Annotated in this window: 22 protein-coding genes, 2 tRNA genes, 1 pseudogene and 1 other annotated feature; of the genes and pseudogenes, 14 read left to right on the top strand and 11 right to left on the bottom strand. The window is 36.6% G+C overall.

The annotated features are described in order from the left end of the window. Positions 1-5 precede the first annotated feature (5 nt). Positions 6-1,397, top strand: a complete 1,392-nt coding sequence (locus J6L97_RS10510) for an APC family permease (protein ID WP_023487749.1) — start codon at positions 6-8, stop codon at positions 1,395-1,397. A gap of 64 nt (positions 1,398-1,461) precedes the next feature. Here J6L97_RS10510 and asnA read toward each other — a convergent pair whose 3' ends face one another. Continuing rightward, positions 1,462-2,475, bottom strand: a complete 1,014-nt coding sequence (gene asnA, locus J6L97_RS10505) for an aspartate--ammonia ligase (RefSeq protein WP_057726671.1) — start codon at positions 2,473-2,475, stop codon at positions 1,462-1,464. Positions 2,476-2,536: 61 nt separating this feature from the next. Beyond that, positions 2,537-2,786: a binding site (T-box leader), on the bottom strand. Between the two features lie 124 nt (positions 2,787-2,910). Between asnA and J6L97_RS10500 the strand changes: the two genes are divergently transcribed. Beyond that, positions 2,911-3,969, top strand: coding sequence for a DUF871 domain-containing protein (locus J6L97_RS10500; RefSeq protein ID WP_005720009.1), 1,059 nt, complete (start codon positions 2,911-2,913; stop codon positions 3,967-3,969). A 76-nt stretch (positions 3,970-4,045) separates the two neighbouring features. Here the strand turns inward: J6L97_RS10500 and J6L97_RS10495 are convergent. From J6L97_RS10495 to J6L97_RS10485, 3 genes are all read right to left on the bottom strand, one after another. Next, positions 4,046-4,119: transfer RNA gene (locus J6L97_RS10495), tRNA-Pro, on the bottom strand. 8 nt (positions 4,120-4,127) lie between these two features. Further along, positions 4,128-4,201, bottom strand: a tRNA-Arg gene (locus J6L97_RS10490). Positions 4,202-4,398: 197 nt separating this feature from the next. Further along, on the bottom strand, positions 4,399-5,391 hold the full coding sequence (locus tag J6L97_RS10485; RefSeq protein WP_013087027.1) for a GMP reductase: 993 nt from the start codon (positions 5,389-5,391) through the stop codon (positions 4,399-4,401). A 197-nt stretch (positions 5,392-5,588) separates the two neighbouring features. Here J6L97_RS10485 and J6L97_RS10480 point away from each other — a divergent pair, with 197 nt between their 5' ends. The 5 genes from J6L97_RS10480 to J6L97_RS10460 all read left to right on the top strand — a co-directional run bounded on the left by J6L97_RS10480 (position 5,589) and on the right by J6L97_RS10460 (position 9,668). Beyond that, complete coding sequence (locus J6L97_RS10480) at positions 5,589-6,878, top strand: adenylosuccinate synthase (protein ID WP_023487745.1); 1,290 nt, start codon at positions 5,589-5,591, stop codon at positions 6,876-6,878. Between the two features lie 3 nt (positions 6,879-6,881). Further along, on the top strand, positions 6,882-8,180 hold the full coding sequence (gene purB / locus J6L97_RS10475; RefSeq protein WP_023487744.1) for an adenylosuccinate lyase: 1,299 nt from the start codon (positions 6,882-6,884) through the stop codon (positions 8,178-8,180). A gap of 113 nt (positions 8,181-8,293) precedes the next feature. Next, the gene (locus J6L97_RS10470) at positions 8,294-8,620 is read left to right on the top strand and encodes a YxeA family protein (RefSeq protein WP_223875832.1); all 327 of its coding nucleotides are present in this window, start codon (positions 8,294-8,296) and stop codon (positions 8,618-8,620) included. A gap of 89 nt (positions 8,621-8,709) precedes the next feature. Further along, positions 8,710-9,069, top strand: a complete 360-nt coding sequence (locus tag J6L97_RS10465) for a hypothetical protein (protein ID WP_005720016.1) — start codon at positions 8,710-8,712, stop codon at positions 9,067-9,069. 104 nt (positions 9,070-9,173) lie between these two features. Next, positions 9,174-9,668 (top strand): hypothetical protein, encoded by a 495-nt coding sequence (locus J6L97_RS10460; RefSeq protein ID WP_023487742.1) that lies wholly within the window; start codon positions 9,174-9,176, stop codon positions 9,666-9,668. A 25-nt stretch (positions 9,669-9,693) separates the two neighbouring features. Here J6L97_RS10460 and J6L97_RS10455 read toward each other — a convergent pair whose 3' ends face one another. Next, positions 9,694-11,091, bottom strand: coding sequence for an ATP-binding cassette domain-containing protein (locus J6L97_RS10455; RefSeq protein WP_057726670.1), 1,398 nt, complete (start codon positions 11,089-11,091; stop codon positions 9,694-9,696). A 179-nt stretch (positions 11,092-11,270) separates the two neighbouring features. Further along, positions 11,271-12,303: pseudogene (locus tag J6L97_RS10450) on the bottom strand (YdcF family protein). Between the two features lie 111 nt (positions 12,304-12,414). On the opposite strand from J6L97_RS10450, the gene J6L97_RS10445 reads away from it, so the two are divergent. The 5 genes from J6L97_RS10445 to J6L97_RS10425 all read left to right on the top strand — a co-directional run bounded on the left by J6L97_RS10445 (position 12,415) and on the right by J6L97_RS10425 (position 16,447). Continuing rightward, a complete protein-coding gene (locus J6L97_RS10445) occupies positions 12,415-13,047 on the top strand; it encodes a hypothetical protein (RefSeq protein ID WP_005721854.1) in 633 nt (210 codons plus the stop codon). Positions 13,048-13,061: 14 nt separating this feature from the next. Next, positions 13,062-13,706, top strand: a complete 645-nt coding sequence (locus J6L97_RS10440; protein WP_023487739.1) for a hypothetical protein — start codon at positions 13,062-13,064, stop codon at positions 13,704-13,706. A 224-nt stretch (positions 13,707-13,930) separates the two neighbouring features. Then, positions 13,931-14,437 (top strand): DMT family transporter, encoded by a 507-nt coding sequence (locus J6L97_RS10435; protein WP_223876356.1) that lies wholly within the window; start codon positions 13,931-13,933, stop codon positions 14,435-14,437. 82 nt (positions 14,438-14,519) lie between these two features. After that, positions 14,520-15,440 (top strand): EamA family transporter, encoded by a 921-nt coding sequence (locus J6L97_RS10430; RefSeq protein ID WP_023487737.1) that lies wholly within the window; start codon positions 14,520-14,522, stop codon positions 15,438-15,440. Positions 15,441-15,517: 77 nt separating this feature from the next. Further along, complete coding sequence (locus J6L97_RS10425; protein ID WP_057726669.1) at positions 15,518-16,447, top strand: EamA family transporter; 930 nt, start codon at positions 15,518-15,520, stop codon at positions 16,445-16,447. An 18-nt stretch (positions 16,448-16,465) separates the two neighbouring features. Here J6L97_RS10425 and J6L97_RS10420 read toward each other — a convergent pair whose 3' ends face one another. From J6L97_RS10420 to J6L97_RS10410, 3 genes are all read right to left on the bottom strand, one after another. Next, positions 16,466-16,747 (bottom strand): hypothetical protein, encoded by a 282-nt coding sequence (locus J6L97_RS10420; protein WP_057726668.1) that lies wholly within the window; start codon positions 16,745-16,747, stop codon positions 16,466-16,468. Between the two features lie 613 nt (positions 16,748-17,360). Continuing rightward, positions 17,361-18,239 carry a helix-turn-helix domain-containing protein gene (locus J6L97_RS10415; protein ID WP_013087015.1) on the bottom strand — a complete coding sequence of 293 codons (879 nt, stop codon included), beginning with the start codon at positions 18,237-18,239 and terminating at the stop codon, positions 17,361-17,363. A 120-nt stretch (positions 18,240-18,359) separates the two neighbouring features. Further along, positions 18,360-18,710 carry a hypothetical protein gene (locus J6L97_RS10410; RefSeq protein WP_054832808.1) on the bottom strand — a complete coding sequence of 117 codons (351 nt, stop codon included), beginning with the start codon at positions 18,708-18,710 and terminating at the stop codon, positions 18,360-18,362. A gap of 130 nt (positions 18,711-18,840) precedes the next feature. Between J6L97_RS10410 and J6L97_RS10405 the strand changes: the two genes are divergently transcribed. Then, complete coding sequence (locus J6L97_RS10405; protein WP_118992340.1) at positions 18,841-19,698, top strand: IS982 family transposase; 858 nt, start codon at positions 18,841-18,843, stop codon at positions 19,696-19,698. 180 nt (positions 19,699-19,878) lie between these two features. Next, on the top strand, positions 19,879-20,364 hold the full coding sequence (locus J6L97_RS10400) for a C40 family peptidase (protein ID WP_013087013.1): 486 nt from the start codon (positions 19,879-19,881) through the stop codon (positions 20,362-20,364). A gap of 44 nt (positions 20,365-20,408) precedes the next feature. Here the strand turns inward: J6L97_RS10400 and J6L97_RS10395 are convergent, their stop codons facing one another. Together J6L97_RS10395 and J6L97_RS10390 are read right to left on the bottom strand one after the other, a co-directional pair. After that, on the bottom strand, positions 20,409-21,095 hold the full coding sequence (locus J6L97_RS10395; RefSeq protein ID WP_054833073.1) for a type 1 glutamine amidotransferase: 687 nt from the start codon (positions 21,093-21,095) through the stop codon (positions 20,409-20,411). Between the two features lie 109 nt (positions 21,096-21,204). After that, on the bottom strand, positions 21,205-21,459 hold the full coding sequence (locus tag J6L97_RS10390) for a type II toxin-antitoxin system RelE/ParE family toxin (protein ID WP_223876398.1): 255 nt from the start codon (positions 21,457-21,459) through the stop codon (positions 21,205-21,207).

The raw sequence follows: 21,459 nt of genomic DNA, 5'->3' as shown, positions 1-21,459 counted from the left end.
AATAGATGAATGAAAAAACAGGAGATAAATTAGGCTTTTGGTCAATTGTGCTGTTAGCGATTAATGCCATTATTGGTTCAGGTATTTTTTTAACACCTGGTAGTGTGGTACAACAAGCTGGTAGTAAAGCCTTAGTTGTATATTTAATTGCGGCAATTTTTGCAGCGATTCTGGCCATTTCGTTTGCGGCAGCTTCAAAGTATGTCACTAAATCTGGTGCTGCCTATGCTTATTCCAAGGCCGCTTTTGGTAAAAAAATTGGCTTTTATATGGGAGTTCTGCGTTACTTCTCAGCCAGTGTAGCTTGGGGCGTAATGGCTGTTGGGGTAATTAAGTCAACTATTTCAATTTTTGGCGGAAATCCCAATAAGGCAATAAATGTCACAATTGGCTTTTTGATCTTGATGGCAATTATTACCGTGATCAACTTGTTTGGTCAAAAAGTAGTTAAGTATGTAATGAATTTAGCCACGATCGGTAAGTTGGCTGCATTGGTGTTAATTATTATTGCTGGAGTAGTTTTGTTAATTACTACTGGTGCATCAAGCAACCTAGGACAAGTAGATCAATTGACTCAGAATGGTCAAAAAATTGTGCCAACTTTAACTACAACTACCTTTGTCATGGCAATTGTTTCAGCCTTCTATGCCTTTACCGGCTTTGAATCAGTAGCTTCTGGTTCAGAAGATATGAAGAACCCTGAAAAGAACTTGCCACGAGCAATTCCATTGGCAATCTTAATTATTGCGGTTGTCTATATCGGCGTTGTAGCGGTAGCGATGGTACTTAATCCACGCGCTTTAATGACGACTAAGCAAGTTGTAGCGATTGCGGCTATTTTTAATAATGAAATCTTACGTGATGTGATCTTAGTTGGTGCCTTGGTTTCAATGTTTGGGATCAACGTAGCTTCCAGCTTTAATGCTCCACGTATTCTGGAAGCTATGGCTCGAGAGGGTCAGATGTCACAAGCTTTAACTAAGAGAACTAAGAATAACTTCCCAATTAGAACTTTCTTTATCTCTGTTGGCTTGGCAATTTTGATTCCGATGGCCTTTGAATACAATATGGTCAACTTGATTACTTTGAGCGCGATGGTTAGATTCTTAGGTTTCATCGTGGTACCTCTAGCAGTTATTCAATTTTACCGTGGTAAGGCAAAAGAAGGTATCTTAAAGGCTAATAAGAGCGTTATAACTGATGTTATTGTGCCAATTTTATCTGTTGTGATTGTGATCTTCTTGTTAGTTGAATATAACTGGAAGGCACAATTTGGTGTAGTAAACGCAGCAGGGCAAGTTATCGGTGTTAACTGGTATGCCATTGCGATGATGGTCTTTGGCTTTGTATTGTTGCCACTCATTATGGCTTGGATTTCTAGAAGAGAACGGAAATAAAATCAATAGAAAAAAGATCCTACATTTTGCAGGATCTTTTTTGGTATGTAAAAAAATCTTAAAATTACAGCAACTTAATATCGTCAGCTTCACAAGCCTCAACCATATCTTCTGGCCAAATAGAAGCTTGTACTTCACCAATATGAGCCTTACCTAACAGCAACATACATAAGCGTGATTGACCGATCCCACCGCCGATTGAATAAGGTAATTCACCCTTCAAAAGCATTTGGTGGAATGGTAATTTTTCGCGATCTTCGCAATGTGCCTTCTTTAGTTGTTCACGTAAGCTTTCCTCACTAACACGGATACCCATTGAAGAAATTTCGAGCTTACTTTGTAAAGGTTCGTACCAGAAGACTAAGTCACCGTTTAATTGCCAATCATCGTAGTCTGGTGCACGGCCATCGTGTGGTTCACCACTACGCTTTAACTTGTCACCAATTTTCATAATAAAGACGGCTTTTTCTTCTTTAGCAATCTTATCTTCACGCTCTTCTGGAGAAAGATCAGGCCAGCGATCTTCTAATTCTTGAGTAGTAATAAATGAAACGTGATCAGCTAAGCGGTAAGTAGAGCCAGGGTAGCGTGCAGCAACCAGCTTTTCAGTTGCCTTAATTGCCTTAAAAATGTTCATCACAGTAACTTCAAGTGTGTCGGTGTTGCGTTCTTGTTTACTAATAATCTTTTCCCAGTCCCATTGGTCAACATAGATGGAGTGGAAGTTATCAAGATCTTCGTCCCGGCGGATGGCGTTCATGTTGGTGTAAAGTCCTTCATGCATTCCGAAACCATAGCGTTTTAAAGCCAATCTCTTCCATTTAGCCAATGAGTGAACTACTTCGATAGTATCTTCTTTAGGCATTGCCTTCATGTCAAAGGCAACAGGACGCTCAACACCATTTAAGTTGTCGTTTAAGCCGGTCTTTTTTTCGACAAACATTGGAGCTGACATTCTTTGTAAACCGAGAATTTCTGCCAATTTATCTTGGAAGGTTTCACGAATAAATACAATCGCAGCTTCAGTGTCGCGCACAGTTAATGTTGGGTGATAATCTTTAGGTAAAATAAGTGTCATAATATAAGTCCTCTTTCTAATGTACTTAGAGCAAAGAAAAAGCCCTTCGCTCCCTAAAAAAAACAGGGACGAAAGGCTTTTTTCCGCGGTACCACCCACATTGTCTATATTTTAATAGACCGACTCATGAAGCACTATCATGCTCCACCGGCGTGGTAACGTACCGGAGACGTCTCAACCTACTCTAAGAATTGTTGTTTCGGTGAGCTGCTAAAAGTGTTTTTCAATAATCCAGGGTCTATTAGTTTCACACTAGCACTAATTCACTGGGAAGAATTAGATTATTTACTCGTCTTTTTCATCGCTTTTTAATTTGTTTATATGTATTTAACATTATTTTTTAGAAAAAAGCAAGCAAAAAATGTAGTAAGATATTTAGGAAAGCGTTTAAGTTATAGATAATAAAAGAAATTAATTAATTTTAGAGGAATAAGAATGTTAGGATTTTCTGTTTATCTAGGACACGATTTGACGTCCGAGAATTACAATTATTTGCTGACGATGCGCAATAGTGGATTTACCTGCGTTTTTACTCAGCTAGCTGTACCTGATACTGATAGTGAGACGATTTTAAATCGGCTGGCGGACTTAACTAATTGGTGTCAAAAACTAGACTTGAAAATTATTGCAGATGTCACGGCAGATGATCTGCAAGATTTGGGTATTAATGTCAATAGTGTTGAGCAAATTAAAAGTTTGAGTCTAACTGGTCTTAGAGTAGATCATGGATTTTCTACTGATATTATTGCCAAGTTGTCCAAAGAAATGCCGATAGTTCTAAATGCCAGCATTATTACGCAACAAAATATTGATGATCTGCGTTATAGCAATGCAAATTTTGAAAAATTAACAGCAGGACATAACTTCTACCCACGTCCTGAAACAGGTCTTGATGCACACTGGATGCAAAAGAAGAATGAGTGGCTTAAGCAATATGGTTTGAAAACAGCAGCCTTTATTTCAGGAAATGGCAAATTGCGTGGACCAATTTTTGCAGGATTGCCAACGTTAGAGAAGCAGCGATATGAAAACCCATTAGCTGCGATCTTAGAATTGAAAGATTATGATTGCGATCACATTTTTGTAGGAGATCCGCAACTTACGAGGGATGCAATTGAATCGATTACTAATTATCAAAAACAGGGTGCAATTACACTGCATTTAGATACTGATATACCAGAATTGTTTGGCAATGATTGGCATAATCGTCCAGATGTGGCGCGTGACGTAGTTCGCTTAAAGGAAAGCAGAAAAAAGATGTTTTTGTCAACAGAGCCGCAAGATAATATTTATGCTAGACCAACTGGCAGCGTGACGATTGATAATCATTTGTATCCGCGTTATGAAGGCGAAATCGAGATTACTAAACGCGATTTGCCATGCAATGAGAAAGTAAATGTTTTGGCCCAGGTTAAGGATTACGATTTACCGTTATTGAAATATGTAGATTCAGATACACAGATTATCTTTAGACGAGCTACTAAAGGGGCATAGCATGATAAGTATTTCCGAGGAAATACTTATTTTTTTACACAAAAAAACCGCACTTCAATGAAGTGCGGTTAACTTATCGGGAAAACAGGATTCGAACCTACGACCCCCTGGTCCCAAACCAGGTGCTCTACCAAACTGAGCCATTTCCCGTTTTTAAGTGCGCCCTGAAGGATTTGAACCTTCAACCTTCTGATTCGTAGTCAGACACTCTATCCAGTTGCGCTAAGGGCGCATTCATCAACGACAACTAGTATAACACAATTTAAAACTCTGTCCAATCGTTTTTAAAAAATAATCAAAAAAAGCCGAGTTATTGACTACCCTACAATAACTCGACCTATATTATTCTATCGAAAAAAGATAGATAATACTATATTATCGTAATATTCTTAACAGGAAAATAATAAAAATGCAAAAACTTTATTAAAATTACTTATCACCATCAAAAATATTGTCTTTAACGATTACGTAGTCGACTAACTTAATGGAATTAAGATCGCGACCACCAGCGTATGAGATGGATGACTGCAAGTCTTCCTTCATTTCTTTTAAAGTATCCTTAATTGAGCCACGGTATGGCACTAACATTTGCTTACCTTCTACATTTTTGTAAGCACCTTTTTGAACCTCAGAGGCTGAGCCCCAGTATTGCTTGTAAGTTTTACCATTAATTTTGATTACATTACCAGGTGATTCTTCATGACCGGCCAGCATTGAACCAATCATAACCATGGTAGCGCCAAAACGAATTGACTTAGCGATATCGCCGTTATGACGAATCCCACCGTCGGCAATTAATGGCTTAGAAGCAGATTTACTGCACATTCTTAATGCGGCTAATTGCCAACCACCAGTACCAAAGCCAGTCTTCAATTTCGTAATACATGCTTTACCAGGTCCCACACCAACCTTGGTTGCGTCGGCGCCTGCATTTTCGAGTTCACGTACGGCTTCTGGCGTAGCAATATTGCCCGCTGTTAAAAATGAATCAGGTAATTTTTCCTTAATATACTTGATCATCTTAATCACGTAAACGGAGTGACCATGAGCTACATCAATAGTAATATATTCTGGTTTAAGGTTTTCCTTGACTAATTCATCAATAAAATCATATTCACTGTCTTTAATGCCGACCGAAATAGATGCAAATAATCCTTTTTGATGCATCATTTTGATGAAGGGAATTCTCTTTTCGGGTTCAAAACGATGCATTACGTAATAATAATCGTTTTGGGCTAGCCAAATAGCAAGGTTATCATCAATGACACTTTCCATATTGGCAGGAACAACCGGTATTTTAAATGTTCGGTTTCCGAATTTGACACTGGTATCTGCATCACGACGGCTTTTGATGATACCCTTATTAGGTACAAGTTGAATATCATCATAGTCAAAGGCTTCCATACTAAAGTAGTTACTCATTTTAAAACTGCTCCCTTTAATCTTGTTTGTTGACCGAGACATACTATATGGGAATAATTTGTGTTTGTCAATATGAAAATCGAACTATGAAATAATTTAAAAATAAAATAATTCGGATTTTATATTGATTATTTGTAAATTAATTGCTAGACTAGCATACGTAATATTTATAGAGATTTTTATGAGGTGAATTTTAAATGACAGCAGTCGCAGTCGTAGGAAGCCAATGGGGCGATGAAGGTAAGGGAAAGATTACTGACTTTTTGAGTAAGGATGCTGCAGTTGCAGTTCGTTCAAATGGTGGTAACAACGCAGGTCATACTATTGATATTAATGGTCAAACTTTCAAGATGCGTTTAATTCCTTCTGGTATTTTTGCAGCCAAGGACAATACAGTTATTGGTAATGGTGTCGTAATCAATCCAGAAGTAATGTTTGGCGAATTAGAAAATCTTGAAAAGAGTGGCATTGATACTAGTGGCTTGAGAATTTCTAATCGTGCCCACATCATTATGCCTTATGATATTAAGCAAGATGAATATCAAGAAGAAGCTAAGGGGGCTAACAAGATTGGTACTACTAAGAATGGTATTGGACCAACTTACATGGACAAGGCTTCAAGAATTGGAATCCGCGTTTGTGATTTGCTTGAAAAAGACACCTTTGAAGAAAAATTGCGTGCTAACCTTGAAGTAAAGAATGAATTATTTACTAAGGTTTATGGTAAGCCAGCACTTAAATTTGAAGACATTTTTGATAAATACTATGAATATGGTCAAAGAATGAAGAAGTATGTAACTGATACTTCTGTCTTAGTGAATGATGCACTTGACCAAAATAAGAAAGTTTTATTTGAAGGTGCGCAAGGTGTGATGCTTGATATTGATGAAGGTACTTATCCATTTGTAACCTCATCTAATACTATTTCTGGTGGTATTTGTTCAGGTATTGGTATAGGTGCTAATCGTCTTGATACTGTAATTGGTGTCTGCAAGGCTTACACTACTCGTGTTGGTGCCGGTCCTTTCCCAACTGAATTGCTTGATGAAGTTGGTGACCGTATTCGTGAAACTGCTCATGAATACGGTACTGTTACTGGTCGTCCACGTCGTGTTGGTTGGTTTGACTCCGTTGCATTGCGTCACTCAAAGCGTGTTGCTGGTATCAATGGCCTTAGCTTGAACTTGCTTGATGTATTTTCAGGCTTTGACAAGATCAAGATTTGTACTGCATATGAACTTGATGGTGAAAAGATTGATTATTATCCAGCAAGTTTGAAGGAATTATACAGATGTAAGCCTGTATATGAAGAACTTCCAGCTTGGGATGAAAATATTACTCAAGTTAAGACTTGGGACGCTCTTCCAGAAAATGCTAAGAAATTCTTGAACCGCGTTTCAGAGTTGGTTGGCGTTCCTTTGGTAACTGTTTCAGTTGGTCCAGATCGTGAACAAACTATTGTTTTGAAGAATCCATGGGAAATGTAATTTATGCTTGAACGTTATACTCGCCCAGAAATGGGGGAAATTTGGACAGACGAAAATAAATATGCAGCTTGGCTTGAAGTAGAAATTGCCGCAACAAAGGCTTGGGCAGAACTCGGTGAAGTGCCAGAAGCAGATGCGGAGAAGATTGCTAAGAATGCAAGCTTTACTGCAAAGCGTGTGGCTGAGCTTGAGCAAGTAACCCACCATGACGTGGTTGCTTTTACTAGAACTGTGTCTGAAAGCCTTGGCTCTGAGAAAAAATGGGTGCACTTTGGTTTGACTTCAACTGATGTGGTTGATACTGCTCAAGGCTACTTACTTAAACAAGCTGATGAGATTATCAGAAAAGATCTGCACGAATTAAAAGCAACTATTGCAGAAAAGGCTAAAAAGTATAAGTACACAGTAGAAATGGGACGTACACATGGCGTTCAGGCTGAACCAACTACATTTGGTCTCAAGATTGCTCGCTGGTACGCAGAAATCAATCGTGATATTGAACGATTTGAACACGCCGCAAAAGGCGTTGAATCTGGCAAAATTTCGGGTGCTGTTGGTACTTTTGCTAATGTTCCACCTGCAGTTGAAACTAGCGTAATGAAGCAATTAGGTTTGACACAACAGCCAATTACTAGTCAAGTATTGCCTCGTGATTTGCATGCAGAATACATTGCGACATTAGCATTGATTGCTACTAGTATTGAAAATTGGGCGACAGAAATTCGTGGCTTGCAGCGCAGTGAAATTCATGAAGTTGAGGAACATTTCCGTGCTGGCCAAAAGGGATCATCTGCAATGCCACACAAGCGTAACCCAATTGGCTCAGAAAACCTCTGTGGAATGGCTCGAGTAATGCGTGGACATGTCGTTACAGCATACGAGGATGTAGCGTTATGGCATGAACGTGATATTTCACACTCTAGTGCAGAGCGGGTTATCTTGCCTGATACGACGATCGGAATTGACTACATGTTGCACCGCTTCAATCGAATTTTGACTAACTTAGATGTATTCCCTGAAACGATGCTTAAGAATATGGATCGTACATACGGATTAATTTACTCTCAACGAGTGTTGCTTAAGTTGATCGATGAAGCAGGTCTATCTCGTGAAAAAGCTTATGATATGGTACAGAAGCTAACTGCTAAATCATGGAATGAGCAAAAGCAGTTTAAGCCGTTGGTTGAAAACAGTGAAATTATGAATTACCTATCCAAGGAAGATATTGATGATGCATTTGATTATCACTATCATTTGCGTCATGTTGATGAAATTTTCGAAAAACTTGGTTTAGATGATTAAGTGAAAGACGCTTGGAATTTTCCAAGCGTTTTTTTGCTAGAAACAATTGTTAAAGTAACTGAATGGGTGTACTATTTTAGTATAACAATAGTTGAACGATGAAGGTGAATATTATGAATAAAAGTACTATTAAAACCGCATTTGTAACGGCACTAGTGCTAGTAGTGGGAGTAATCTGCATTTTTTCATTTCATAACTCTTTTACTGATAGATTAAATCCATTTATTTCTCAGGAAATAAGTTATGCTAAGGTAAATAAAGGTACACAACAGTATTACAACGTAAAAGCATACAATCTTAAGACTAAAAAGAATATATCGTTAAAGAAAGTCGGTGGCTACGATCCATCAGGCCAATATATTTCAATTCAACACAAGGGGCAATACGTTAAATCAATCAAATACATCACTAGAAAACAATTTATGCAAGCAAAAGAATAGTAAAAAAGCGTTTGGAAAAATCCAAGCGCTTTTCATATGCAACAGTAATGCTGTTATACTAGTATTATTATGCATACAGGAGAAAAATAATGAAAAAGACTTTAACTTTTGTTTTTAGATTACTAGTATTGCTATGTGGCATTGCATTAGCTGGTTTTATCGTGTGGCAGCTGTTTACTAACGCACCAATGCTTGATGTTAACGTTCAGACTAAAGGACCAGTGATTATCGTAATTTATAGTTTGGTAGCGTTAATTACCTTAGGTGCTGCTATCAGCTTCTTTACTGATAAAAATATGGGTTCAACAATCTTTTTAGGTGGCTTACTGACAGTAATTGCAATAATTTTGTGGATTCAAAATCAAGACTTGGCAGATATTTATCGCTGGTATTTTATTTACGGCCTGCTTGTATCGCTACTCAGTCCATTTTTTAGAAAAGAAAACTAAAAAATTGAAAAATCTTCATTTTCTGAAAAAAATTTTTGCGTTTTTTTGCGTAATAAGTAATAGGGGGATAAAACTCTCAGATTTTTAGAAATGAGGATTTTTTTATGTTAGAAAATGAAATGTCACCGGCAATGGTGGATCACTTGGCCGCAGGAATTATGAAGAAGTATAATGATCAGCTTCTTTCAGCAGTACAAAGAATGCTTCCTGAACTCAATATTCAGGAAGCAAAATCACTTGATGATCCAAATAGAAATGTCTTAGATGAAAAAGCAATCGTACATGTAATTGCGCGAGACAATAGGCGCAATAAATACGGGTTAATCATTCAAGTAGGGTCGCAAGAACCAGGAGAAAACATTCTGGAAGTTGCCAACGCTTATCAGGAAGAAATAATCTATGGCGGGCTAGGTGGCTGTCCAGAAAAAGAATTCAAAGCGACATATGTGATCTTTCTTTGCCGAATAGATCCTTTTGGCAAGGGAAAACCTCGTTATGAGTATTATGGTGGTAAATATAATAAAGAAACGCACCAAACTTCTGCAGCACCAAATGTGATCTTCATTAATATAGATGGGGATAGTAAAGGATATGCTTAGCAAATATATGTTTAAGAGAAATGCTTTAATGCAATTCAATTAGTCTTTGCTGCTTAATTTTATAGATTTGTTGGCAAAATTGGGTTAAAAATTTGCAATTGTGGGATGCAATAATACAAGTGAGATGCGACTGTTTTAGCATTTGGGCCAAGGCCGTCACACTTTCTGGATCAAGATAGTTAGTTGGCTCATCAAGTAATAGAATAGATTCTTGTTCAAGGTATAGCTGCTTGATTAATGCTAATTTAGCAAATTCGCCACCACTCAAATCCGTGAGTCTTGTAGTCAAATCGACAAACATATCCATTTTAACTAAAAGACGCTTAACTTCAGTTTTGCTCAAAATAGTCTCGTGAAAGAAATCTGCTACTGTGGCAGGTTTCTTTTGTTTAGTCGTATTTAAACCAATATAGCTGGCTGGTGGCAAAGATTGCTGCTGATTAATGTAGTGTTCTAAATATTTGAGCAATGTTGTTTTACCGCAGCCGTTGGGGCCGATTAATCCAATAATATCGGCTGTTTGCAAGTTTAACTGTGTATTAGATAATAAAGTCTTATTTTGGGGACTGAGTAATTGATCTATTTTGATAGAGTAATTATGTATTTTAGTCGGCCACTTTTTAAATTCAGGAAGTTTAAGTTGATGTTGATATAGGTGCTGTTTCTCTGGAAGTTTAGCCAGTTCACGTTCAGCTCGCTTAAGCCGACTATTTAATCCTTTTTGGACATGATCATGGCTTCGCGAAGGATAGCGACCAGTATTGTCTTGTGTTTTAGCAAAATGATTATAGTCAGTACTTTTTTGCTTTAAAGTAGAGACTTTTTCAGTAATTTGTTGCTTTAATATATCTCGCTTTTCGTTAAAATTGTGTACGGCTTGTTTATCTAATTGTTTTTGTTCGAGATACTGTGCGTAATTTCCTGGGTAATAAACTGCATTATTTGGCTGCAGAATAATAGTTCTCTCACATAGTTGGTTGATAAAATCCAGATCATGGCTAGCTACTAGAATTGCTCCATCATAATTCTTGAGTAAGTAGAGTAAATTCTGGATATTTGTGTCATCTAAGTAAACTGTCGGCTCGTCCAATAAGAGAAGAGAACCAGGAAGCCAAATAGTATTTTCAATTAAATCTAATCGCTTTTCACCAGCGCTCTTTGAGTCATTAATTACAGTTTGATCATTGACTTGAGGTACATAATTAATTTCACCGTGACAAATAATCTGTCCATCATCTGGTTGGATTTGCTTACGAATTAGGTCAATTAGTGTAGATTTACCAATTCCATTAGGCCCAACTAGAGCAACACGTTCACCATTAGCAATAGAAAAATTTAGATCGGTGAATAAATTGCGCTTAGGGTAGGAAAAATCCACATGACTGACACTAAGAAGAGTTTTATTGAATTTTGTTTCTGACATAAGTAACCTGCTTTTTTGAAAAAGTCAGGACTCGTCATCCTGACTAATGACAGTTTGACAAGTTGTTTTTACGAATCCTCATAGTTACACCTTGCTTTCTATAGATTTGACTATAATTATAAAAAAATTAAAAGATAAATCAATAAAAAACGCTAAGTTTCTCAACTTAACGCAATAAATTAAAAATGAAATGCGGCAGCAGCAATCATGATAGCTGCTAGAAAACCGATGATAGTCAATTGCATTTTCTTAGTAATTACCAGATATGCAATGAATTCACGCACAAAAGCATTTAAAGTAAAATACCACTTAGTTTTGGCACCATAACCAGTACACTTGAGTCCTTGACGTTTAGCTAAAACCAGAGCGCGATACACATGGTAGGAGCTGGTTACAATACAAAAGCAACTATTTGGTTTCATCAGTGCATGTGAGAATTGCAAGTTCTGCTGGGTAGTTTTGGATTTATTTTCGATAATAATATCGTTTTTATTAATACCCAGTTTTTCAGCATATTCAGCCATAGCAACTGCTTCAGGAATGTTTTCACTAGGTCCTTGGCCACCAGACATGATTAACTTAGAGCCAGGATTTTTGTGATAAATTTCTATTCCCCGGGAAATTCTTGCTGCCAGAAGTGGTGTTACCTTTGTTACCATAATGCCAGCGCCTAACACTACGATGTAGTCTAAGTGCGGCATGTGCCAATTAATTAAATTAATCCAAGAAGTTAAAGTATACATCATCATGATAGTGACTAAGTAGATGATGACTAGCCATAGAAAAATATAGGGATACTTTTAACCAGCTATCATGACTAATTCGTCCCACAAGAGGATATAAAAATAGGAAGAAGATAATGGAAATCCCCATGCCCAGAGAAAGATAATTTGTCCAGCGGTTTCCTTCTTTGATAATGATTTTAATGCCATCGTAGAAAAACATAATGATCAAAGTTAATGCAAAGATAATCGTTCCAGCCATCACAGCAAATAGCGCAATCACAAATAATGGCAAAATCCAGTCTTTGTAATGTGGATCAAGGTCAGCGATATTAACCAGAATGACTACACCTAAAAATAAAAAACTAAATAAGGTGATAACTAAGCTAACTCCAGCGCGTAAGGAACGACGTTCGTGAGTAATGATCCAAATGAATCGGCCAAAGCACAGCAAGAAGATCAAAATAGTAATTAAAATGGGATAATTCATAATTTACCTCGAAAAATATTTACTAAATCAATTATAAAAGGACTAGACAAAATTTTGAAATCATTATACAATTTTCGCATAATTAGATAATTATTAAAAGAGAGTGAGAATATGAATGGCAATATTAGTGATCATATGAATAAAAGAGAATTGAAGCACTGGCTTAGCGAGCGAAAGTTTAGTCGCTGTGTATTATATTTTGAGTTAGCTTATGTAGTAGTTTTACTATTCACATTGATGTTTGACTTTAAAGTTTTTATGCATTTGATTGCATTTCAAGGGATTGCAATTCTGATTTATTATTCAATTGGTGCCTTTCTTGATCGAAGGATAGTGATTAAAAAACACGATACATTCTGGGAAACACTGACTAGTATTAGATTTACTAAAAACGTATTTCTTCGCTTATTTGAATTCTTGCTCTTTTGGGCAAATATCGGTTTAAGTATTGCTTTTGCACGTCAGCTTTGGACTGACATTTTGGCTAAGCCGCTTACAGGTAATTTTGCCAATCTCTTTGAAAATGTTTGGCTGATTGGTGATGGCCTATATGTTGTTCTACTCTTTTGTGTGGAGGTCGGTATTTTAGGTGGAAATCGTAAATTAATTCGTGCGTCTAGCGTTTTAACTGTTGTTTTATCACTGATCTTGCTTTTCATGCAGCCAAGCATGCAAGTAGCTACTGTTATTGGCTTGATTCTCAGTGGGGCAAATTTCTGGTTGAGTTTTCGTAATAAGATTTAGTGGGGAGAAGTCTTATGCAAGATCCTAATTCAAAAACATTCCAAACTATTTTCAAAAATAAACAGCGTCTGCATTTCTTTCTTTATGCAGAGCTGATCTATGTAGTAATTTTGTTATTGACGGTAATCTATGCCTTTCCAATTTTCATGCGTTTAATTGTCATCCAGTTTGCTGTGATTGCTATTATGCTAATTGGTTCTGGTCTATTGAACTGGTATGACAAGAAGACGGGCAGAGCTGTAGTAGCAAAAAAAGATCACGAGTTTTTCTTGAAAACCTTTATCGATGAAACGCCAACTCAAAAGGTGAAGTCAGTTTTTCGTACGATTAGCTTTATCACGATCTTAGCTGCATTTGTGATGGTATTTTTTGGCTGTGCTCAGATTTTTACTGATTTGAGTGTAAAAGTAAAGCCAAGTGATCTAGCAATTATTGAGAATTTGTTACTGTTAGTTGACTCATTTTATGTGCTAACTATGTTTGGCATTATGTGTGGTCTGCTTTTTGGCAAAAAGCGAATGGAACGCAATTCTAGTTTAGCAGCAGGCTTTCTTTCACTTGTTTTAATTGCCTTTCATCCAGAATCTTGGTTGCTTTTTACAATCGGCTTATTGGCTAGCGTGTCAGGTTATACGTTATATAGATTAAATCAACTTTAGAAGCATTGAACTTTTCCTTTAGCCCATGTTACAATGAAAAACATTAATCTAAAGGATGTGTGAATGTGAATCAGCGTTATAAAGGATTGACTTTAGCTGTTGTCGGTGCCTGTTTTTGGGGTGCATCGGGTACGATGATTCAATTTTTAGCGCCAGTTTTCATAATTATATATTCTTCATTGAGAAGTAAGATGTGGCCATGAAGAATTGATGCGATTTCAATTGTGGTAGCAGTTGTAGGAACCTTCATCTTGGCTACAGGTGGCAGATTCGATCAACTTGCTTTATCACCGCTTGCTTGTTTCTGGGGCTTAATTGCGGCTTTTTCTGAAGCGATTAATACAGTATTACCTGGGAAATTATTCAAAAAGTATGGGCCGATTCCAGTAATCGGCGCAGCAATGTTGGTTGCAGGCATTGCCTTTTTACCAATTTACTTCACTCAACCAATGCCAAAACTTGCACCAGTTGATGTTTGGGTAATTGTTTATATTATTATTGGTGGAACATTGTTAGCTTATACAATGTACTTATCTAGTGTGCAGTATATTGAACCAAGTACGGTAGGGATGCTTGGAGCCTTCGAGCCACTGATTGCAACGATCCTGTCAGTTTCACTGCTTCATGCGGACTTTGGCCCAATGGACATGTTTGGTGGCTTTTTAATTATTGTTGCTACATTCATGCAGCTAATGCCTAGCAGAAACCCAATTAAGAAAAACGATGAATAAAAAATTAACGGACTAGTTCAAGCTAGCTCGTTTTTGTTATGATAGAGTATGTTAGTTTTAGAAAAGTTGGGGATTAAAAAGAATGGTTACACAAAAACAACGGCGCCTGTGGGCCTTTTTAGCTGGATTAGCTTGCGTAATGTGGGGAATATCAGGTCTATTTGCTAAGAGTCTATTTAATACTAGTCCTGACATTACACCAATGTGGCTATCACAGATTAGAATGGTAACTTCAGGCATTATTTTGTTAATTGTAGCTGGCGTATTAAAGCAAAAGCCAATCGCTACAATGAAAAATAAGCATGACGCGTGGACGATTATCGCATATGGGATTTTTGGTTTATTACCAGTCCAATTGTTTTACTTTATTGTAGTACAACAAGCTAATGCTTCGATTGCCACGATTTTACAATTTGTTGGTCCCTTTTTTGTAATGGGCTACCTAGCTGTAACGCATAAGCAAGTAATGCGGCGAATAGATGTGCTTGCTGCCATCTGTGCCTTTATTGGCGTAGTATTGCTGGCGACACATGGGCGTTTTAATCACTTTGCTTTAACGCCTAGCGTTCTATTCTGGGGTTTGCTTTCAGCTGTTGGAGTTGCGACCAATACATTAATTCCAATCAGTGTGTTGAAGCGAGTTTCTAGTTTAGTCGTTACAGGTTGGGGATTGCTGTCAGCGGGAATTTGCCTAATGATTGTGCACCCACAGATGCCGCATATTCCGAATACGCCACATGTATGGCTAGATGTGGTGGCAGTGATTGTGATTGGAACCCTGATTCCATTCCAATTAATGACTAATTCGCTGCGCTTTATCAAGGCATCAACGGCAAGTTTGCTAGATGCTTTTGAGCCTTTTTCTGCAACCGTTGGTTCAGTTATTTGCTTTGGTTTGGTGATGACCCCAATGGACTGGATTGGTTCGATTTTAGTTGTGCTGGCAGCTATGGCCTTGAATATTTCACCTAAGAAAAAGAAAGTTAAAAAAACTCATCAATAAAGTTGAGGATGCCCAGTAGGTATCCTTATTTTTGTGGTTTAATTATTAGGTGAATGAGAAAGAAAAAGGTGAACGAGATGGTACCAGCAAAAACACGAAGATTGTGGACATTTCTAGCAGCAATGGCAGCTGTAATGTGGGGTGTGTCAGGATTATTCGCTAAAGGATTGTTTGATATTAGTCCGAAGATTACACCAATGTGGTTAACACAAATTCGGTTGATTGTTTCAGGAATTGTGTTGTTGTTTTTAGCAGGAGCATTAACGCAAAAGCCACTGGGGACGCTAAAAAATAAGCATGACGCACTAGTTATTTTGGCATATGGAATTTTCGGCTTGTTACCAGTGCAATTATTCTATTTCATGTGTATTCAGGTTGCCAATGCTTCAATTGCAACAATATTGCAGTTTATCGGTCCATTTTTTGTGTTAGGTTATTTAACACTGACGCATAAGCAAGTGATGCGACGCTTGGATATTATAGCGGCGTTATGTGCTTTTTTAGGCGTGTTTTTATTGTCAACTCATGGTCAATTTAATCGTTTGGCCATTACGCCAGTTGCACTATTTTGGGGCATTTTATCCGCTTTTGGTGAGGCTGCTTATACTTTGATTCCAGTTAACATTGTTAAAAAAGTTTCTAGTATGGTTGTAACAGGTTGGGGGATGATTTTTGCTGGAATCAGTTTGTTGATAATTGATCCGCAATTTCATGCAGTTCCCAATAAGCCTGAAGTTTGGCTGTATACTGCGGCAGTTATTGTAATTGGGACGATTATTCCGTTTCAAATTATGGCAAACGCGCTGCGGTATGTAATCCCATCAACTGTAAGTTTATTAGATGCTTTTGAGCCATTTTCTGCAACGATAGGTTCTGTAATATTCTTTAACTTAGTAATGATGCCAATGGATTGGGTTGGTTCAATCCTTGTGGTTGTGGCAGCGATGGCTTTGAATTTGACGCCGAAACAGAAGAAAAATAAGATCAATCAAAAAACGGAGCTTTAGTTGGCTGCGTTTTTTGAGTTATTTGCGTTTCAATTTTCTAATTCTAAAGTAGGAATAAATCATTGAGATTAGAAAAATAATATCTAATGGAACAGGAACAATTAATAGAAAAAGAGCTCCTAGACCATATTTTAAACCGATGAAGAAGTTGATACCTGCAATTACTAGGAATTGGATTAGGATATCCCAATAGCCTACTTTATTCAAATAAAATAGTTGATATTTTTTATAAAATGGTGAGTAGGTTAGTACAATTACTACGATAATTAAGATGATTGCTGTTAAAATTTTAGTGTCCATTGTTGTTCCTGTGATGTCGATAATTGTTTTGCATCTTGATATCAATATATATTCCAACTGCAGTTAATAAACTCCAGATGATTGTATATGGGATTCTGACTATTACTAAAGTGATATAGGTACTCCAATCTAGAGTAAAAGCGAAGACTAAAAATATCCATGGGAGACTAATTAGAGTGACCATTACCAATTTACGATAAGGATAATATTTTTTATAGGTTACGCATGAGTTGATAATTTTATAGATGCTAATCGCGGTGAATATCGCCATAATTGTAACAGCGATAAACACAATGATGCTAGTCATGCCATACATCTCTAATACCTTGTTTAGATAAAATTAGAATTTATTAATTTTGTGCTTTTCATAAAGATAAGCAATCGGAAATTGAATAATTACTACAGCAACTGTAAACCATAACATTCATGTTGACATCAAATTGTTGTAGTAGTCAAAAACTAATAACATTCCCTCAGCAATAATGACTTTGAGCTGTCTATGCCAAAACTTTTTCATATGGATCACCGCCTGATAGTATCTAAGTTGTTGTATAAACATAAACTAGCACGGATAATAATTATAAAAATTAAAATGCTAATATATTGGCATTTTTTAATGAGAAAAATAAATTTGTTTTACTTGTTCATATGCTGTTTCAAAACCAGCTTTTAAATCGGATATGTGTTCTAATTCAAGAATGTGCAGTTGTTGAGTTATTGCACTTTCATCTTGGGTTGAAATATATTTTAGCAGTTCATGCATAAAATTTTGTCGAATTTTTTCGAAAGCATAATTATCTGGTAAATCCCACTTTTGTCTTAAAAGTAAGTCTAAATCAGTAGCCAATTTAATATTTGTTTTTATAAGTACAAATTCAGCATTTATCAAGGTATTATAAACGGCATTGATCCATTCTCTATTATCGTTTTTGTGCTTTTGGCGATAATAATTTAAGGAATAGGCTAAATTATAAACGTCACGTGGACTCATCAGATTTTGTGTATTTCCGAAAAAATAAATATCCTCAAAATTCCAGATTTCTTCTCCATTCATGATTTTATTAAAATGGGAGATGATCCGTAGTTTATCAGAACTAGTTGTTAGATCTATATTTGTTAAGTCCATGTAATAATTGCATGCCACAGCGGCTCGTAAAAAGCTAACTCTGTCTGTAAGATTACGATGGCTTATGTCAAGATACTTAGTAGCATAATGCAATAATTTATCAACTTGGTTGCTAACATAAACTGCAGAGATTTGTGAAGTAGTCTGTTTAAGGTAACTACTTATACTACTCTCTAAAAAGTCTATTGGCTGGACGTTGATTTTTTTAAGTAGCAGTAAAACTTTCTCAAATGCTAATTCGCCTTTGCCAATCTCCCAGTTACCTAGAGACTGTCTTGAAGTTATACCAGCTGCTGCTTTGGCTAAAGTGATATGTTGTTGTTTTCGTAATTGTCGGAATTTTAGCCCGAAGATTTGATTATTCATAATAGAAAGGTCTTTTTTATGAAGAAATACTTTTTTGAAAAGAAATTAATAAGTTTTTTGTTTAATGGTGGATTAGTGGTAATTGGGATTGTATTACCTATGCTTAAGCATATGATTTAATCATTCAGCATCCTTTTGAAAAATTAGATTAATAACACAAACCAAAAATACAATGATGTTATAAATCAGAAAAATGCTGACAACGAGACCAAAAGTATAGGTCTTGAACCAGAATAGAATTACGATTGCAGAAAGAATTAAGATTAGACTGATCGTAAGCCAGTTAAGCTTGTGAAATTGCAATGTAATACCTGAGGCAAAAGTGCAGATAATGGCAGTAGTTAAAGAGATAATGCCAATGGTAGATGAGTCATAGGCAATAATTTCGCGCAGTTCTGAAACGAGTGAAAGTCCTAAAATTAGCGCGATTAATATTAAAAAGTGGCGTACATAACTATCTATCTTATCCATAATAAAAAACTCCTAAATTAATGTATTAAGCATACGCGTGGTGCTAGTTAAATCGTTTTAGTTAATAAAAAAGTCCAATCTTGTTAGACTCGACTTGTAAATAGTAATAATAGAAAAGAGTCTGATCTGATTGAACTGCCTTAAGCTTAAGCGTTTTAGCCACCATTTACAAGTTAGTTTTAAAGATTTAGTGATAATTTGTCGGCACTGGTATCGTTTGTATGCACCGGCTGAGTTTACTCATCGGCGAAATATTGATCAAATTAAAACTACGGACAGTCTGATTTTGGCTTTACTTATCTGGCAAGCTAAGACAGGAATTGAATCACAAAGAAGATTCTGTGAATGTTTCAATTGTTTATCACACTCACGTTTTAATCGGCGTTCACGTCAGCTATTGCAATTGATTTATCAGATACGGCAAGAAATGAATAAAAAGGTTGACCTGAATGGACATTTCTTGATCATTGACAGCTTTCCGGTACCTGTTTGCCAACCAATTCGCAACTATCGTGCTAAAATTTTTCGCGGTTATGCCAACATTGGTTATAAGGCCACCAAGAAAATTTACTTCTATGGTTTCAAAGTTCATGCCATTGTTAGCGATGACGGTTACATTCTTGATTATGTCGTAACAAAAGCATCAGTTCATGATGCCAAGGAGACAGTTGAACTGATGGAAAATGCACATCCATCTAATTACTATCTTCTTGGCGACGAAGGCTATTTAGGCAAAGAACTGCATCAACAGCTAAAACAAATGGGTTATGAACTTTGGACACCATATCGTAAAAATATGACAGGAGCTAAAAAGCACAATGATCATCAATTGATGGCTATTCGCAGAACAATTGAAAGCGACTTTTCGCTTCTGACCTATTACAATGCCGAGAACAATCGAGCACGTAGTCTGATAGGCTTTCAAAGCCGGTTGGAAATTGCAATTTTAGCTTATAATTTGGCTTATTGTCTAGAAAGATTTAACTAGCACCACGCGTATTAAACATATAGAAAATTATAGTGTTTTTCAAGTTAAGCAAAATTTACAAGAAATAGCAGATTTTGTTACATTGCTTAATTTTATAGTAGTCATTTTAAAACAAGACTGTAATATTTCTCCGGTAATATAGAAAACGTTGAAAGATAAGAAGTGTTAAGGGGAAATAAATTGAGTTTTAAACGTAGTTTAGTTAAGTTTGCCACAGTTTTGTCAGTATTTTTTACAGGAATTTCATTCATTAATGTTCCACTTCAAACGCAAACTGTCCAAGCAGCTAGTCAAAGCAAAACAGAAAAACGTAACGCCGTAGTTAAGCTTGCTAAAGAACAAGTTGGTAAGAGTTACGTTTATGGGGCTACTGGTCCTTCAGCCTTTGACTGCTCTGGCTTAGCTCAATATGTTTATAAAAAGGCTGCTAAAAAGACACTACCTAGAACTACTTATGGTCAAGTTACTAAGGGTAAAAAGGTTTCGTTAAGTCATCTTAAGAAAGGCGACTTGTTGTTCTGGGGTTCTGCCTCAGCTCCTTACCATGTTGGTATTTATGTTGGCGATGGACAATATGTGCATGCTGCAACTCCTAGTCAAGGGGTAAGAAAGCAATCTATAAGTGCTTACTTTTATCCATCAGCAGCTAAACGTGTTTTAAATTAATTTGACGAAAAAGCCCAGTCAGAAAATTCTGACTGGGTTATTTTTTATTCTGTAACTTTTTCTGCTTCGCTAACTCGCTCTTTGTGCCAATCAAGAATCATTTTCATAATGGCATTAGCTACGTTAGTGTTCTTGAGTAATGGACCATGTGAATATGAGCCGATAAAGTTGCGGTAGCGCAAGCCTTCAACGTGGTCTTGTGGGTTGTTGCCGTAGCCTTCGATCATGTCGCCGAGGGGATGCAACTTGTCCTTGTTATCGAAGTAAGTTTGACCAGAGTGGTTTTCAAAAGCCTTAACCTCACCCCATTCGGTCATGTAACGGGTGTCACCGATCATTCGCTTGTCGCTCTTGAAGACTGTGTGTAGTGGCAAAATATCCAAACCTGGAATAGTTACGCCAGAATTAGTCTTGTAGTAACTACCCATTAGTTGGTAACCACCACAAATGCAAAGCATCGGCTTGTCATCGTTGATGTATTTTCTCAATGTTTCTTTGTGACGTGGCAAGTCTTTAGCGACAACAGTTTGTTCAAAGTCCTGGCCGCCGCCGAAGAAAACGAAATCGTAGTCAAAGGCGTTGAATTCGTCACCAAGTGAAATATTATCAACTTGAGTGTCGTAGCCTTCACGCTTTAGTAAAAAGCTCAAGATTTTAACATCGCCTGAGTCACCGTAAGTATTCATTAAATCTTCGTAGAGATATGCAATTTTAATTAATTTATCGCTCATTTTATTGTTCCTTAGTTCGTTTAATTTCTTCTGTCTAGTATAGCTTAATAGCTAGAATGGGGCAAAGGATTAATATTTGAATACTGTACTTGATGAAGCTAGTATGACATCAATAATGTGTACAGTATCGTTTTCGATAAAGTAGAATATAGCATATTTTTTTGAAATTAACTCGTCGGTATTTTCCTGAAGGAGTTTTTCTATATCTTTCTGGAAAATAATTTAACGCTTGCATAGTTTGCTCAAGATCTTCTACATAATTTTGAGCTGTTTGGTGAGATTGAGATACTTTTAAAATAGACTGGTATATTTCTTTAAGTGCTATAGTTACGTTAGGTGTTACTTTGATTATGTATTTTGGCAT

The organism is Lactobacillus crispatus, from assembly GCF_018987235.1.
GTDB classification, from domain to species: domain Bacteria; phylum Bacillota; class Bacilli; order Lactobacillales; family Lactobacillaceae; genus Lactobacillus; species Lactobacillus crispatus.
This window is presented reverse-complemented; position numbering and strand designations above follow the sequence as displayed.